General features: G+C 43.3%; 11 protein-coding genes, 1 pseudogene and 1 riboswitch. Of the genes and pseudogenes, 7 read left to right on the top strand and 5 right to left on the bottom strand.

What is annotated here, in order from left to right:
* The first annotated feature begins 56 nt into the window (after positions 1–56).
* The 6 genes and pseudogenes from NXM86_RS14415 (at position 57) to lhgO (ending at position 7,608) form a co-directional block, all read left to right on the top strand.
* Complete coding sequence (locus NXM86_RS14415; RefSeq protein ID WP_062753856.1) at positions 57–1,367, top strand: ABC transporter substrate-binding protein; 1,311 nt, start codon at positions 57–59, stop codon at positions 1,365–1,367.
* A 284-nt stretch (positions 1,368–1,651) separates the two neighbouring features.
* Positions 1,652–2,512, top strand: coding sequence for a carbohydrate ABC transporter permease (locus tag NXM86_RS14410; protein ID WP_081189458.1), 861 nt, complete (start codon positions 1,652–1,654; stop codon positions 2,510–2,512).
* On the top strand, positions 2,512–3,327 hold the full coding sequence (locus NXM86_RS14405; protein WP_062753852.1) for a carbohydrate ABC transporter permease: 816 nt from the start codon (positions 2,512–2,514) through the stop codon (positions 3,325–3,327). The genes NXM86_RS14410 and NXM86_RS14405 overlap by 1 nt, the downstream gene beginning before the upstream one ends.
* A 197-nt stretch (positions 3,328–3,524) precedes the next feature.
* Positions 3,525–5,056, top strand: a pseudogene (locus NXM86_RS14400) (alpha-amylase family glycosyl hydrolase).
* 114 nt (positions 5,057–5,170) lie between these two features.
* Positions 5,171–6,196 (top strand): LacI family DNA-binding transcriptional regulator, encoded by a 1,026-nt coding sequence (locus NXM86_RS14395; protein WP_062753848.1) that lies wholly within the window; start codon positions 5,171–5,173, stop codon positions 6,194–6,196.
* Positions 6,197–6,408: 212 nt separating this feature from the next.
* Positions 6,409–7,608 carry an L-2-hydroxyglutarate dehydrogenase gene (lhgO, locus tag NXM86_RS14390; protein WP_171699047.1) on the top strand — a complete coding sequence of 400 codons (1,200 nt, stop codon included), beginning with the start codon at positions 6,409–6,411 and terminating at the stop codon, positions 7,606–7,608.
* Positions 7,609–7,654: 46 nt separating this feature from the next.
* Here lhgO and adhP read toward each other — a convergent pair whose 3' ends face one another.
* The 4 genes from adhP to NXM86_RS14370 form a co-directional block, all read right to left on the bottom strand.
* Positions 7,655–8,668, bottom strand: coding sequence for an alcohol dehydrogenase AdhP (adhP, locus tag NXM86_RS14385; protein WP_498958208.1), 1,014 nt, complete (start codon positions 8,666–8,668; stop codon positions 7,655–7,657).
* A gap of 205 nt (positions 8,669–8,873) precedes the next feature.
* Positions 8,874–9,737, bottom strand: coding sequence for an SDR family oxidoreductase (locus NXM86_RS14380; RefSeq protein WP_498958206.1), 864 nt, complete (start codon positions 9,735–9,737; stop codon positions 8,874–8,876).
* A gap of 128 nt (positions 9,738–9,865) precedes the next feature.
* A complete protein-coding gene (gene metH / locus NXM86_RS14375) occupies positions 9,866–13,276 on the bottom strand; it encodes a methionine synthase (RefSeq protein WP_498958205.1) in 3,411 nt (1,136 codons plus the stop codon).
* Complete coding sequence (locus NXM86_RS14370) at positions 13,269–15,119, bottom strand: bifunctional homocysteine S-methyltransferase/methylenetetrahydrofolate reductase (protein WP_498958203.1); 1,851 nt, start codon at positions 15,117–15,119, stop codon at positions 13,269–13,271. Before NXM86_RS14370 ends, metH begins: the two co-directional genes overlap by 8 nt.
* Before the next feature lie 76 nt (positions 15,120–15,195).
* Positions 15,196–15,298: riboswitch (SAM riboswitch) on the bottom strand.
* Between the two features lie 353 nt (positions 15,299–15,651).
* Here NXM86_RS14370 and NXM86_RS14365 point away from each other — a divergent pair.
* Positions 15,652–16,542 carry a transposase gene (locus tag NXM86_RS14365; protein ID WP_498958202.1) on the top strand — a complete coding sequence of 297 codons (891 nt, stop codon included), beginning with the start codon at positions 15,652–15,654 and terminating at the stop codon, positions 16,540–16,542.
* 134 nt (positions 16,543–16,676) lie between these two features.
* On the opposite strand, the gene NXM86_RS14360 is transcribed toward NXM86_RS14365, so the two are convergent.
* The gene (locus tag NXM86_RS14360; RefSeq protein WP_062753820.1) at positions 16,677–17,168 is read right to left on the bottom strand and encodes a YajQ family cyclic di-GMP-binding protein; all 492 of its coding nucleotides are present in this window, start codon (positions 17,166–17,168) and stop codon (positions 16,677–16,679) included.
* Positions 17,169–17,225 lie beyond the last annotated feature (57 nt).

The raw sequence follows: 17,225 nt of genomic DNA, 5'->3' as shown, positions 1-17,225 counted from the left end.
TTTGTGCTATTTTGTGCAAACGGTTTCCGAAAATTTATTTGGAGGGGAAACGAAAAATGAAAGCAAAAAAGGTCTTTTTAGCTGCTCTTTCATTATTTTTGTTGTTAAGTGTAGCGTTATTTGGATGTTCTTCATCTAATTCATCTAATGATTCTGGGAACAAAAGCTCAGATGATCAAGTGACAATTGACATTTTCCAATTTAAAGTGGAATTTAAAGATCAATTTGAAAAATTAGCAAAACAATATGAAAAAGAGCATCCGGGTGTCAAAATTAATATTACGACAGTCGGTGGCGGTGAAGACTACGGTGCTGCACTTAAATCAAAATTTGCTTCAGGAGATGAACCGGCGATTTTTAACGTCGGTGGTCCGCAAGATGTGGAAGATTGGTTAGATAAATTGGCTGATTTGTCAGATACAAAAGCTGCATCCCTAGCTCTTGAAGGAACGCTTGATGGGGTTAAGAAAGGCGATCAAATTTTAGGACTTCCATATAACCAAGAAGGATATGGACTAATTTATAATAAAGAAATATTTAAAAAAGCGGGTATTGATCCAAAAAATATTAAGTCTTTTTCTGATTTAGAAAATGCAGTCAAAAAACTGGACAAAGAAAAAAAATCTTTAGGCATTGATGCTGTTTTTGCTTTTCCTGCTAAAGAAACTTGGGTAACTGGGCTTCACCTATCTAATGTATTTTTAGCGCCTGAATTTGATTCAAATGTTGTAAACGCATTTAATGCAAAAACCGTTGAATTTAAGTACGGCGATGCAATGAAAAAATTAATTGATTTACAAAATAAATATTCTGTGCAGCCTACTGTAAGTCTAGATTATTCGCAACAAGTGGAAGAATTATTTTCTACGGGACGTGTAGCGATCATTCAACAGGGGAACTGGGTATATAACTCAATCGCAGATATCGATCCAGAATTAGCAGAGAAAAATATCGGCATTTTGCCAATACCAATTGAAGGATATAAAGAGGATGTCATTCCAGTCGGTGTTCCGATGTATTGGGCAGTAAACAAAAATAAAGATGAAAAAGTAGTAAAAGAATCGAAAAAATTCTTAGATTGGTTATACACATCTGATGAAGGAAAAGAAATTGTTTTGAATGAATTTAAATTTATTCCGGCGTATGATGGATATGATTCTTCGGAAATTTCTGACCCACTATCTAAAGAAATTTATGATTATGCTCAACAAGGAAAAACGATTGGTTGGGTATTCATGGGATATCCAACAGGATGGGGCATGGATAAGTTAGGTGTAAATATCCAAAAATATGTAAGCGGAAAGATGAAATGGGATGAATTAATTGCAAATTCTAAAAAAGAATGGGAAGAAGCAAGAAATAAATAAATCAGGCGTGTTGATTTAACTAATAAAAACCAGTTACGATCGGTCCTTCAAATGGCTTTTCTATCGACTGGGCATGTGGTATCGCATGCCCCACTCTCATTTGAATAGTAAAATAATTGATTATTGTGGCATAGAAGAAAATAACACTATGGTAAGTTGCTTTGTTTTCTTCTATTTCTCTGTTAAATGGGAGACGGAACGAAAATACACTCAAATTTTTTGATGAAATCTACCTATATTTTTTAATTCTTCTTGTCAGTTTAGTTATATTGGAGGCGTTTTCCATGAGAAAACAACCATTATGGTACTGGCTGTTCTTGGCTCCAGTTCTTATAGCGCTAACCGTTGTTGTAATCATACCGTTTATTTTTGGTTTATACTACTCTTTCACTAATTGGAATGGGATTCAAAGTACTGAATTTGTAGGATTTAAGCATTATATAAATGTTTTTCAAGACAAGGAATTTTTACACTCCCTTTGGTTTACAACCAAGTTTTCTATTGCGTCTGTGCTCTTTATTAATTTGTTTGGATTGACTCTTGCGTTAATTGTCACTCAAAAAATAAAAACGTATAAAATTCTTCGAACGATCTTTTTTATGCCGAATTTAATAGGAGGTTTAATACTCGGTTTTATTTGGCAATTCATTTTTATTAAAGTGTTTGCTAATGTAGGAAATTACCTGCACATAGAAAGTTTAAAAGGCTGGTTATCGACACCAGAAACAGGTTTTTGGGGACTTGTTATTTTAATGAGCTGGCAAATGGCAGGCTACATTATGGTTATTTATATTGCATATTTAGAAAGCATCCCGCAAGAGTTATTAGAAGCTGCCGAGATCGATGGAGCTAATCGCTTCCAACGTTTTCGCCATATTACTTTTCCGCTTGTAGCGCCAGCTTTTACCGTAAGTTTATTTTTAACATTATCCAACTCTTTTAAACTGTATGACCAGAACTTATCTTTAACAGGCGGAGGCCCTTATAACTCCACACAGATGATCGCAATGGAGATTTTTAAAACAGCATTTAGCGAAAACCAAATGGCTTATGCGCAATCAAAAGCGGTGATATTTTTTGTGATTGTTGCCGTAATTTCCTTGACTCAAGTGTATTTCAATAAAAAAAGGGAAGTGGAGATGTAATGAGGAGAGCACAGAAGTACGTTGTTGAAATCCTCGGGGTTATTTTAGCTCTAGTTTGGCTAGCTCCGTTTTATTTAATGATTGTAAACTCTTTCAAGACAAAGAGAGAAATATTTACAGATACTTTGCGATTACCTGAAACATTTACATTTGAAAATTATGTTGAAGCTTTTCAAGAGCTGGATTTTGTGAAAACTTTTTTTAATTCCTTGCTCATTACCATTGTCAGTGTCAGCATCATCATTATATTTTCATCCATGGCAGCTTATGCGCTTTCAAGACGAAAAGGAAAAATGAGTTCTTTATTATTTTTCATCTTTGTTGGAGCGATGCTCATTCCATTTCAGTCCGTCATGATCCCTTTGATTTATATTTTTGGGCAGATGGATATGTTAAATAGAATTGGATTAATATTCATGTATTTAGGGTTTGGATGCAGTCTTTCTATCTTCCTTTATCATGGGACATTAAATGGCATTCCAAAGTCATTAGATGAAGCGGCAATCATAGATGGGGCTAATCGTTTTCAAGTGTTTTGGCATATTATATTTCCGATGCTTAAACCGATCACTGTTACCGTTGCAATCTTAAATACCATTTGGATATGGAACGATTATTTGTTGCCTTCGCTTGTGATCAATAAAGAAGGAATGCATACGATCCCTCTAAAAATGTTCTTCTTCTTTGGAGAATACACGAAACAATGGCATTTGGCTCTTGCGGGGTTAACAATTGCAATCCTTCCAGTCATTATTGGATATTTCTTTGCGCAAAAACAGATTATAAAAGGAGTGTCGGAGGGGGCAGTGAAATAACGTTTATAAAAAGCGCCCCCGTTTCCTTCATTTTTCTGTTCATTTAGTGTAATCGTTTTAGAAATTGCTGTATAATAAATTCCCCCTTTTTATATACTCATTAGGTGGAACAAAAGAGTAATAACCGTTATGATAAAGGTGATATTACCCCTTTCCGACAGTCAAAACGATATTATGATACAAGGGGGGAAACGGAAATGGGGAATCGAGTATTCGCTTTATTTATGCTTCCGTTTCTTCTTTTTTGTGCGGTTCCGGTACAAGCTGCTGAAAAAGAAGAACGGACATGGCAAGATGAGGCAATTTATTTTATTATGGTCGACCGCTTTAACAACATGGATCCGACGAATGACCAAGACGTTAATGTCAATGATCCAAAAGGATATCACGGCGGTGATTTAAAAGGAGTGACCGCCAAACTAGACTACATTAAAGATATGGGATTTACGGCGATTTGGCTGACACCGATTTTTAAAAATGAACCGGGCGGCTATCATGGCTATTGGATTCAAGACTTTTACAAAGTCGATCCGCATTTTGGCACGATGGAAGATTTAAAAACGTTAGTGAAAGAAGCGCATAAACGCAACATGAAGGTGATTCTGGATTTTGTCGCCAACCATACCGGCTACCACCATCCATGGCTGAACGACCCAGCGAAGAAAGATTGGTTTCATGAGAAAAAAGAAATTTTCGACTGGAATGACCAAAAACAATCAGAAAATGGATGGATATACGGACTGCCTGATTTAGCGCAAGAAAACCCTGAGGTGAAGCGGTATTTAATTGATGCGGCAAAGTGGTGGATCAAACAGACCGATATTGACGGCTATCGTTTAGATGCTGTTCGCCATGTGCCAAAATCATTTTGGAAAGAGTTTTCCAAAGAAGTAAAATCAGTTAAAAAAGACTTCTTGCTGCTTGGAGAAGTATGGGCCGATGATCCGCGCTATATTGCGGATTACGGAAAATACGGAATTGACGGTTTCATCGATTACCCGCTTTACAATGCGGTAACGACGACATTGACGAAACGGGATCAATCATTGCGGCCGCTTTATGACGTATGGGAGTATAATAAAACATTTTACGACCGTCCGTATTTGCTGGGAACATTTTTAGACAACCACGATACGGTCCGGTTTACGAAGCTCGCTTTGGACAACAAACAAAACCCGATTTCCAGAACAAAGCTTGCTTTATCATATTTATTCTCAGCTCCTGGCATTCCGATTATGTATTATGGAACGGAAATTGCGATGAACGGGGGAGAAGACCCGATAACCGCCGCTTAATGAATTTCCGTGCCGATGATGAAATTATTCAATATATCAAAAAGCTGGGGGAACTGCGAAAGCAGCTTCCGTCACTAAGACGAGGCGATTTTACGTTGCTGTATGAGAAGGACGGCATGGCTGTATTCAAACGGCAATATAAAGAGGAAACAACAGTGATTGCGATTAATAATACAAGCAAAACGCAAAAAGTGCATATTACGAATGAACAGCTTGCACCTGGCAAAGAATTGCGCGGGCTGCTTGCCGGAGATTTAGTGCGGAGCGACAGCGAAGGCTATGATATTATTATCAATCGCGAAACGGCGGAATTTTATGTTGTTGCCGATAAAACAGGCATAAATATTCCGTTTATTGCTGCGCTTGTTGCTGTTTACGCATTATTTGCCCTGTTTTTGTATTTTGCCAAAAAGCGGCCGAAACGGACGACGTAGAATAAAAAGAAAAATGGCTTTCTATATGCACAGAGGCGCTGAAAGTGAATAATGAGGCGCGACTAGCATGATAAACAACGTATACTATGGATAAAAAGCAATGGGGGAGTAAAGATGAACGTCACGATTAAAGATGTTGCAAAACGAGCAAACGTGGCTCCCTCCACGGTTTCCCGCGTTATTGCCGACAGTCCGCGAATTAGTGAGAAGACGAAGCGAAAAGTGCGACAGGCAATGAAAGAACTTGGCTATCATCCGAATTTTATTGCGCGCAGTTTGGCGAGTCAAGCGACACAGGTGATCGGAATTGTCATGCCGAGCGCTGCCGAACTAGCGCTGCAAAACCCGTTTTTTCCAGAAGTGATTCGCGGCATCAGCAAAGCGGCGCATGAGAAGAAATATGCGCTGCAAATGTCGACGGGAGAAGAAGAAGATGAAATTTATGAAGAAGTCATCGACATGCTTCAAGGCCGCCGCGTGGACGGGGTGATTTTGTTATATTCGCGCATCGATGATAAGCTGATGAAATACTTGCAAAAAAATAAATTTCCGTTTGTTGTTATCGGAAAGCCGCATCAAAAAGAAGAACAAATCACCCATGTGGACAACGATAACTATCGGGCGGCGAAAGAAGCGGCCCAGCATTTAATTGAGTTAGGGCACGAACGAATTGCCTTTGTCGGCGGAAATAAGAAATATTTAGTGACCGTCGACCGATTGCACGGCTATGAGGCGGCATTAAAAGGAGCAGGGCTTCCTTATCGGGAAGACTATATCATGCATGAAGAATTTCTGCAGGAAGGCGGTCAGGAAGCGATGAAGGAGTTGCTTTCGCTCGCAGATCCGCCGACCGCGCTTGTCGTCGCCGACGACTTAATGGCCTTAGGCGTGCTGAAGACATTGGATGAAATGGGACTGCGCGTTCCCGATGACATTTCGATCGTCAGCTTCAACAACACGCTGCTGGCGGAAATGTCGCGTCCACCGCTGACATCGGTGGACATCCACATTTTCCAGCTCGGTTATGAAGCAACAAAAAGTTTAATCGAAAAAATCGCCAACCCGAACGAACCGGTAAAACGCATCATAATTCCGCATCGGATTGTGAAGCGGTTTTCGTGTGATTATTATCGAAAATGAAAAATTAGTCTCCAATCGCTAAAAAGTGGTTGGAGACTAATTCTTTTATGTGGCGAATTTACGATATGGATGCATCATGAGTATAGATTTTTTATTTTCTGAATATTTTATTCGATTTTTTGCTTATCTTATTATAAATTTTATTTTAGGATAGGAAACCATATTCATTTCAATAAATGAAGTTGCAACATATGGAAGGGTGTGAGCTGTTGATGTACGATTACGTTATTATCGGCGGAGGAATTGTCGGACTTGCCGTTGGGATGGCTATATTAAATTGGAAACCAAATGCGGCAATTGCTGTTTTGGAAAAGGAGAAGAGCGTTGCCGCCCATCAAACAGGACATAACAGCGGTGTGATTCATTCCGGCATTTATTACCGGCCAGGAAGCTATAAAGCGAAATTAGCGAAAAAAGGCAATGAAGCAATGTATCGTTTTTGCCGCGAACATGGAATAGAAGCAGAAATGTGCGGTAAGGTTATTGTCGCAAATAAGGAAGAAGAACTCGTTCTTCTAGAAAATTTATATAAAAGAGGGATTGAAAACGGTCTTTCTATACGGATGATCGAAGAGCGCGAGTTGCATGAATTGGAGCCATATGTAAACGGAATAAAAGCGATACATGTTCCGGCAACGGGGATTGTAAACTTCAAAAAAGTAGCGGAGAAAATGGCGGAAATCATTCAAGAGAAGGGAGGGCAAATTCTCCTCGATCATAAGGTGGAATCGATTACGGAAAAAAACGATGAAGCGGTCATCGATACAAACCAACATACGATCAAAACGTCTTTTTACATTAATTGCGCCGGGCTTTATTCCGACCGCATAGCAAAACTTGCCAACATTCAAACGGATTTAAGGATTGTCCCGTTTAGAGGGGAGTATTATCAATTAAAGCCGGAGAAAAGATATTTGGTAAAAAACTTAATTTATCCAGTGCCAAATCCGAATTTCCCATTTTTAGGAGTCCATTTTACGAGAATGATAGATGGAACGGTCGATGTAGGCCCTAATGCCGTTTTAAGTTTTAAACGGGAAGGATACTTAAAAACGGACTTCAGTTTCATGGATACAAAAGACGTTCTGTTTTTTAAGGGATTTTGGAAGCTTGCCTCCCGCTATGCGAAAGAGGGGGTGGAAGAAATGGCAAGGTCTTTTTCCAAAAGACAGTTTGTGAAAAACGTGCAACAGTTAATGCCGGATATCGAAGAGGATGATTTGCTTCCAGGTCCTTCTGGAGTGCGAGCGCAAGCATTAAAAGAAGACGGTACGCTTGTAGATGATTTTTATATTGTCCACGGCCGCCGTTCGATTCACGTCTTAAATGCCCCGTCACCTGCCGCTACCGCTTCGATTGAAATTGGAAAAGAGATTGTCCGACAGCTGGAGGAATTTCGCTTGGCGATATAAAAAGTGTCGCTGCAAGAAAAAAGACGGCAAGAACACTCTTGCCGTCTTATTCAAGCGTTAAAACTACGCGCCCGTTAATTTGTCCTTTTAGCATTCTGTCAAACACTTCGTTAATTTTTTCAAGAGGTTGTGTTTCAATAATTGTTTTCACTTTTCCTTCCGCGGCGAATTGGAGCGCTTCTTGCAAGTCTTTCCGCGTGCCGACAATAGAGCCAATAATTTTAATTCCATTTAATACCGTATCAAAAATTGGAATAGGCATTTCTTCCGGTGGCAATCCGACAAGAACGCACGCTCCTCCTCTGCGGATAGAATTGTACGCAGATTGAAAAGCAGGTTTAGATACAGCTGTTACAACTGCCGCGTGAACCCCGCCGACTTTATCTTTCATAAATTGCGCCGCATCTTCTTTAGCAGGGTTTACAACAAGATCGGCACCAAGCTCTTTTGCAAGTTCAAGTTTTTCATCACCTATATCAACAGCAACGACATTAAGCCCCATCGCCTTCGTGTATTGAACGGCAACGTGGCCGAGGCCTCCGATACCGTAAATCGCTACCCATTCTCCTGGTTTTGCCCCTGTTACTTTTAAAGCTTTATAAGTAGTAACTCCGGCGCAGAAAATTGGAGCGGCTTCTTCAAATGATAAGTTGTCAGGAATTTTGACCACATAGTCTGCCGCCGCTCTGCAGTATTCAGCATAACCTCCGTCGACTGAGTAGCCAGCGTTTTTTTGGTGCTCACATAATGTCTCTTGTCCGCTTAAACAATATTCACAATGGCCGCATGCAGAATATAACCAAGGAATTCCAACGCGGTCGCCCACTTTTAAATGGGTTACGCCTGGACCTACTTCTTCAACAATTCCTACTCCTTCATGGCCAGGGATTAAAGGAAGTTTTGGTTTTACCGGCCAATCGCCGTGAGCGGCATGCAAGTCAGTATGGCAAACACCGCATGCTTTAATGCGGACTAATACTTCTCCATATGAAATGGTTGGTTTTTCTACTTCTTTTATTTTTAATGGTTCCTTAAATTGTTCAACTACAGCGGCTTTCATAACTATTCCCTCCCATATTCTTTCGAAAAGGAAACCCTTTCGTAAATTATCATAAGAAATTCTGCTTTTTATATAAAGCTACAGTACGACAAGTTCAAAAAGCTGTCGAAAATGTTTGTCGAAAATATTAATATTTAGAAAAATTATCAACAACAATGAAATCACGTGTTATTCGCTAATAGTTTAAAGTGCGTTTTAATAATTCTTATCCATTTACAATCTTCCCGCCATTCACATGTATCATTTGCCCCGTAATATAGGATGCCTCATCGCTTGCTAAAAATACATAGCTTGGAGCCACTTCACTCGGCTGGCCCGGCCGTTTCATCGGAGTGTTGGAGCCGAAAGTGGCGACTTGATCGCTTGTGAATGTCGATGGTATAAGCGGCGTCCAAATCGGTCCTGGGGCGACGCCGTTGACGCGGATGCCTTGCCCGGCGAGAGATTTCGCCAAAGAGCGCGTAAAGGCGACGATCGCTCCTTTCGTTGCGGAATAATCAATTAATTGCTCATTGCCTTCGTAGGCGGTGATGGATGCGGTATTAATAATCGAACTTCCTTTTTGCAAGTAGGGGAGCGCCGCTTTCGTCAAATAAAAGTAGCCGAAGACGTTGGTGCGGAACGTTTTTTCCAGCTGCTGCGAGGTAATGTTAAGCAAGCTTTTTTGCGGATGCTGTTCCGCGGCGTTGTTGACGACGATGTCTAGTTTGCCAAATTGGTCCACGGTTTGTTTGACCGCTTGTTTGCAAAACTGTTCATCACCGACATCGCCGGCAATCAGTAAGCATTTTCTTCCTTCTTGTTCGACTTGGCGCTTCGTTTCTTCCGCATCTTCCTGTTCGTTTAAATAAATAATCGCTACATCCGCACCTTCTTTTGCGAAATGGATGGCGACCGCCCGGCCGATGCCGCTGTCGCCGCCGCTAATAATGGCAACTTTATTATGTAATTTCCCGCTTGCTTTGTATTGTTCACTCACGGAAACAGGCTGCGGGTTCATTTCTGTTTGCAGACCTGGCTGGCGGTTTTGGTGCTGCGGCGGCAGCGTTGCTTGTTGTTTTGTAACCATTGTCCATTCCTCCCTGTGCATCGTTTGTCATCGTTAGTATGGGATATGGGCAGGGAAATATGTAATGTTGGCAAACAATCATTGATGACTACATTGCATAAAAAAGCTGGCCACATCGGGCCAGCTTTTTATAACACATTGAAATAGCGCGCTTCTGGATGGGCAAAGACAATCGCGGAAACGGAAGCTTCCGGCTCCATCATATATCCGTCCGTTAAATGGATGCCGATTTCTTCTGGGTTCAATAGACGGAAGAGCTTTTCTTGGTCTTCCAAGTTCGGGCAAGCCGGATAGCCGAACGAGTAGCGCTGCCCTTGGTATTTCGCGGCAAAGCGCTGTTCCATCGTGAAATCCGGATCATCCGGAAAGCCCCAGCGGTCGCGCATGACTTGGTGGATGAGCTCCGCTAATCCTTCGGCGATTTCGAGCGCCAGCGCTTGAATCGCATGACTTTTTAAAAATTCGCCGCTTTCTTTCCATCGCTGCGAAAGTTCGCGAATGCCTTTTCCGGCGGTGACGGCGAAAAATCCCACATAGTCGATTTGTCCGCTTTCTGTAGATTTCAAGTAATCAGCTAAACAAAGGTATGGCTCTCTTGGCTGTCTTGGAAATTCAAACATTTCGATAATGGTCCGTTTGTCTTTTGGCGAGTAAATGTAAATCCGGTTTCCTTCACTTTGCGCCGGGAAAAATTGATATACCGCCGCTGGCGTAATCCAGTTGTTGCGCTGGGCCTCGTCAAGCAGGTCATCGACGACTTGCTTTAACATAAGCGCTTTTTCATCTTTTTCCTCAAGCAGCCGTTTTACTTTTCCTTTTAACCCAAGGTGATGTCCTAATACCATTTGCCAGTTGACGTATGGAATAATATGCGAAAGCGAAATATCTTTCAATATATGGCGTTCTAAATCTGTTGGCACAAACACGGGAACGTCGGTCGAGACGTTCGACTTTGCCGCAATAGCCGTTGGTGTCGTTTTTTCTGTTTCCGTTTCTTGCTTTTTTGTTTTTGTATATTCGATTTCGTTGTGCTGCAGCTGATTTGCCAGCGCCAGTCCTTCCATGGCGTCTTTTGCGTATAATACGATTCCATCATATTCCGGAGCGATTTTGTTTTCCGTGAATTTACGCGATAATGCCGCACCGCCGACTAAAATCGGGATCGAGATGCCCGCTTGCCGCAAATCTTGCGCGGTGACGACCATTTGCTGGGCGGATTTGACAAGAAGCCCTGATAAACCGATAATATCCGGTTTTTCGGCTTGAACGGCTTCGATCAGCTTTTGCGGCGCCACTTTAATGCCTAGGTCGATGACGTGAAAGCCGTTGTTGCTTAAAATGATGTCGACCAAGTTTTTGCCGATGTCATGCACATCGCCCTTGACAGTGGCGAGAAGCACTTTTCCTTTTGTACTGTTTTCCTTTTTCTCCATATATGGTTCTAAAAAGGCGACCGCTGCTTTCATCACTTCCGCGCTTTGCAATACTTCGGCAACAATGAGTTGATTGTTATTAAACAGCCGCCCAACTTCATCCATCCCCGCCATCAGCGGTCCGTTAATGATGTCAAGCGGGTCGGAATACGTTTGCAGCGCTTGTTCCAAATCGGCGTACAATCCTTCTTTCGTGCCTTCGACGACATAGCCCGCGAGCCGCTCCTCAAGGCTAAGCTCGGTTTTTATTTTTTTCGGTTCTTTCGTTTTATCGCGGTAAAATTGGATAAACGTGTTTAACGTTTCATCGTTCGTGTTAAACAGCAGTTCTTCAGCCAACCGCACTTCTTCTTCCGGAATCGAAGCGAATCGCTCCAATTTTTCTGTATTGACGATCGCGTAATCGAGCCCGGCCTGCGTGCAATGGTACAAAAAGACGGAGTTTAAAATTTCCCGCCCAACCGGCGGAAGCCCGAATGAGACATTGCTGATGCCAAGTATTGTTAAACATTGCGGAAGCCGTTCTTTAATGAGACGGATGCCTTCGATCGTTTCCTTGGCCGCGCCAATATATTGTTCATCGCCGGTGCCGACCGGGAACACAAGCGGGTCAAAAATAATGTCATGCGGGGAAACTCCGTATTTGTTGACGAGCAAGTCATGCGAACGCAAGGCAATTTCCAGCTTCCGCTCAGCATGAATCGCCATTCCCTGTTCATCAATCGTTCCGACAACGACGGCAGCACCATATTTGTGAAGGAGAGGAATGACTTTTTCAAACCGTTCTTCGCCGTCTTCCAAATTAATCGAGTTAATGATTGCTTTCCCTTGTGAATAAGTGAGAGCGCGTTCAATAACGCGTTCATCCGTCGAATCAATGACAAGCGGCACTTTTACTTTTTTTACAACTTGTTGGATAAACTTTTCCATATCTTCTTGTTCGTTGCGGTCCGGGTCGGCCAAGCAAATATCGATGACGTGCGCGCCGTTTTTTACTTGCGCGCGGGCAATTTCCGCCGCTTCTTCATATTTTCCTTCGGCGATGAGCCGTTTAAATTTGCGCGAACCGATTACGTTTGTCCGCTCGCCGACAAACAGCGGACGCATTGTTTCATCGTAAATAAGCGGATCGATGCCGGAGACGGCATGAACGTCAAAAGATTTCGGAATCGGCCGCGGTGGAATGTCCCGGACCGCTTCGGCGATGGCGCGAATATGTTCCGGGGTTGTTCCGCAACAGCCGCCGACGATGTTAATCCATCCTTTTTCAGCGAATCGTTGGATTTTTTTCGCTAACATTTCCGGTGTCTCGTGATAGCATCCTTCTTCATCCGGAAGCCCAGCGTTCGGATAGCAGCTTACAGCAGTGTTCGCCAAGGAAGCGAGCGCGCGCAAATGGTCGGTCATAAACTCGGGGCCGGTCGCGCAGTTTAATCCGACCGCGAACGGCTTCATATGCTGGACGGAGATGAAAAACGATTCAATCGTTTGTCCTGCTAATGTTGTTCCCATTGGTTCAATCGTCCCGGAAATCATAATCGGCACTTTTTTTCCGACCGCTTCAAACGCCTTGGAAATGCCGATAAATCCAGCTTTGACGTTTAAGGTGTCTTGGCACGTTTCTAATAAAAGCAAGTCGACTCCGCCAAGCAATAGTCCACGCGCTTGTTCTTCGTAAGCGGCAACTAATTGTTCGAACGTAATGCCTCCTGTAACGGATAACGTTTTTGTCGTCGGTCCCATTGAACCGGCGACAAAGCGCGGCCATTCGGGAGTAGAGTAGGCGTCGGCGGCTTTGCGCGCAAGCCTAGCTGCTTCGATATTTAACTCTAGCGCTAAATGGCCAAGATGATATTCATCTAACACAACGCTTGTCGCACCGAACGTGTTTGTTTCGATAATATCCGCTCCCGCCTGCAAATATGCTTCATGAATGCGCTCGATCACATGCGGGGCGGTGAGCGTCAAATATTCGTTGCATCCTTCGTATGCTTCTCCGCCGAAATCATCAGCTGAGAGCTTCGCGCTTTGAATCATCGTTCCCATTGCGCCGTCAATAATTAATATTTTTTTTTCGAGCTGTTGCTCAAGTGTGATGTTACCCATGGAGTACCTTCCTTTCTTGTGCGGCTTGTTCCTTTTCATGAATGTAGCGAACGAGTTCGACGGTCATTTCATAGCGCAAAAACGGCGTAATTAAGTAGATGCCGTTAAATAAGTCAAAAGCGGCGTCAATGAGCGATTTGGCAATTGCGATTCCTTCGCGCGCAGATTGCACTGGGTCATTCGCGCATGCCGCCATGCGGGAGCGGATTTCATCAGAAAGAGTAATTCCCGGCACTTCATGATGAAGGAAATCGGCGTTGCGCGCGCTCACTAGCGGCATAATGCCGATGTAAATCGGCGTCTCAAGATGCTTCGTCGCTTCATACACCTCTTCGATTTGCCGCTCGGAATAAAGCGGCTGGGTGATAAAATAATGGGCGCCGCATTGAATTTTTTTCTCCAGACGCTCTACAGCCTTATCTAAATGACGGACGTTCGGGTTAAAGGCCGCGGCAATCGAGAAGTTTGTTTTTTGCCCGAGCGATTTTCCGGAATACGAAAGCCCTTCGTTAAATTGGCGAATCAGCCGGATTAAATCAAAGGAAGATAAATCATAGACGGATGTCGCTCCAGGAAAATCGCCGATTTTCGATGGGTCTCCGGTGATGGCGAGCACATCGGTGATGCCGAGCGTATGCAGGCCCATCAAGTGCGACTGCAAGCCGATTAAATTGCGGTCGCGGCAGGTAATATGAATAAGCGGGCGGATGCCGAGCTGCTCTTTGACGATGGAGCCGAGCGCCATGTTGCTGATTCGTGGAGTTGCCAGCGAGTTATCGGCCAATGTCAACGCATCAATGTTCGCTTCTTTCAGCGCTTTGGCGCCTTCTAAAAATTTCGCGATCCCTAATTTTTTCGGCGGGTCAAGCTCAACGATCACCGAGCGCCGCTTACGTACGATATCTTGCAACGGCGGTACGGCATTTGGTTCGTTTGTTTGGATAGAAATCGGAACATGACGTTGTTTAACGACTTTTTCTGTAATCGGTGTCCGATCGGTTAAGGCGTTTGCTATCGCTTCGATATGTTTCGGCGTCGTGCCGCAGCACCCGCCAATCAGGCGCACGCCTTGTTCACGGAAGGCAAGAGCCGTTTCTTTAAAATAATCGGTGTTTGTTTCATAGATAAGCCGTCCGTCGCGATAATCCGGCAAGCTTGCGTTCGGATACGCGGAAAGAAACGCTTTTTTCGGCAGCGGCACTTCCTCGAGTGAACGAATCATATGATATGGACCGAGACGGCAATTTAGACCGATGACATCAGCTCCCAACTGCTCCAAGCGCGCCAACGCTTCAGAAAGGGGAGTGCCGTCTTGCAAGACGCCAACTTCGTGGAGGGAGACGTGCGCGATAATCGGCTTATCCGTTTCTTTGCGCGCAATCGCAAGCACCGTCTGCAATTCTTCCAAATCGTAATATGTCTCGAGCAATAAGCCATCGACGTCTTCGTTTAAAAGCACAAATAATTGCTCGCGAAACGTCCGCTTTACTTCGTCGATGGAAACGGCGCTTTTGTTGATGCTCCGTAATCCGCCGATCGTTCCAAGCACATAGGCTTTATTTCCCGCCGCCTTTTTGGCGAGCCTTACTGCCGCGCGGTTAATGGATGGCACTTCATCTTCCAATCCGTAGCGGGCAAGTTTGACATAGTTGGCGCCATATGTATTCGTTTGGATTACTTCTGCGCCCGCGGCGATATATGCTTCATGAATGTGAATGATGTCTTCCGGTTTTGATAAATTTAGTTCTTCAAAACATCGGTCGACGCCGTGCGAGTATAATAGCGTTCCCATCGCTCCATCGGCGATAAGGATGCGTTCTTTTAAGTCTTGCAAAAACCCCACGATCATTCCCCCGTTCTATGAAGATAGTAAAAGAAAAAAGCCTTCTATAAGAAGAAGACTTTTTATGTATCGTCTCTTCTTATCTTCCAGGCGTTTCGCCTGTCTGGATTTAGCACCTTGACTTCCGCCAGGTTGCTGAGAGTTCATCGGGCCAGTCCCTCCCCCTCTCTTGATAAGAACTAGATATGTAGTTTTCAAAAAATATTTATATATTACTGTAAATGATTTTGTAGAAATATTCAATATAATTTTACAAAAATGACTCCCTTTATACGCAGCTGCTGAACTTTTCTGTCCGTCTCGCTTAGTTCCATTGCTATGATGAGGATGATGGCTAGCCAAAAGCAGGATAAACGCTTGGCAGCTCTCACGAATCCTTATTACCGCCTAGAAGAGTGGGAAAAAGGATGTTTAAAAATATGAACGTGTTGCAAAACGCATAACGAATGCATAAATGCACATAAAAAATCCACCACCTTGGAAATCATATACAGTGACCAAAAAAACAACTCTCCAAGGGGTGGACACTATTATGATTTCCAATTGGAACAGCGAACATGCATGGACTTATGAAATTGACCCAATTTTAGAAGCATTATTTCGGTATATCGACTCGCTATCATTGCCGGAAACACCGTATGTGACAGGAAGACCGCCGGTGTCGAAAAAATCGTTGTTGAAATGTTTCTTTTTGAAAACCTATTTTTCCATTGATTCCTTGCGAAAATTAGTGCGCATCCTGCAGCGTTTTCGCTGTTTTCAACGGGCCTGTGGGCTTGGTGAAGTCTCTCACCTTTCTACGTTTTCCCGTGCGGCGAAGTGGTTCCGGGAACAAGGATTTCCTGTTTTTCATGCACAGCTGCTCAAAGATCTAGAAGTACGTTATCCGCAAATCGTGCTGATCGACAGCACAGCCCTTCGAAGCAGTCTTTACGATTCACAGGCGAAGTGGGGAGTGTCCACCCGATATCACTGGTTTAAAGGATATAAACTCCATCTCTGCACCACCGCCGAGGGAATCATTTTATCTCATGTGTTGACCACAGCGAATCGAAATGATGCGGCAGTAGCACCAGAATTGCTTGTTTCTTTAAAGCAGTGGGATATCGAATTTGTATTGGGCGATGCCGCGTATGACAGTGAAAAGGTTCGTCAAACAGCAGAGCAGTCAGGAATCCTATTCATTTCCCCTATCAACCGCCGCAATAGCGAGGAACGAAAAGATGCCTATGGCCGGGTTCTTCCTGTATTTTTGAAAACGAGATTTGGCCAATGGCTGTTTGGACTTCGTCGTGAGATTGAACGAGTATTTAATGAGTTAAAGAGTGACGGGTTGGAACAGCCAAGATGGTATGGATTTCATCGATATGTACTGCATGTGTTATGTTGCATCCTTATGCATAACTTCGAGTTTTTACTCTAGTTTTGCAACACCATCAAATATATGAAAAAACGGAAGGAAGTAATCCCGGTGAAAGAAAAAATCAATAATGGCATTGTCAAAGAAGAGAAGAAAAGAAAACACGGATGGGAGGGCTATAACTCCTCCCATCCGTGTTAGCGGTAGTTAACAAATTGCACATCAATCGGCAAGTCCGCTTCGCGAATCGCGGCGATGACCTTTTGCAAGTCATCTTTGCTTTTGCCGCTGACGCGGATTTGATCGTCCTGTACTTGGCTTTTCACTTTCAGGCCAGTGTTTTTAATGATCGTGTTGATTTTTTTCGCGTTTTCTTTATCGATGCCTTGCACAAGTTTGGCGCGCTGGCGCACCGTGCCCCCAGAAGCTGGCTCAATTTTGCCGTATTGGATGTTTTTCGTCGGCACGCCGCGTTTAATGAGCTTGCCGATGAGCACGTCTTTTAGCTGCTCTAATTTAAATTCATCGTCGGAAATAAGGATGAGTTCGTCTTTGTCTAGCGAAATGTCGCTTTTGCTGCCTTTAAAGTCATAGCGGTTTTTAATTTCTTTCATCGCGATGTTGATCGCATTGGTGACTTCCGATAAGTCGACTTTCGATACAATATCAAAGGAACTTTCTTTCGACATACACAACCTCCAGCATTTTTTATTTTATTATAGTAAAATGTGGCAAGGGACACAACA

Origin of the sequence: Geobacillus sp. CX412, assembly GCF_027942335.1 — a bacterium.
Classification (GTDB): domain Bacteria; phylum Bacillota; class Bacilli; order Bacillales; family Anoxybacillaceae; genus Parageobacillus_B; species Parageobacillus_B toebii.
Note: the sequence above shows the minus strand (reverse complement) of the source record. Positions and strands in the feature narration are given on the sequence as shown.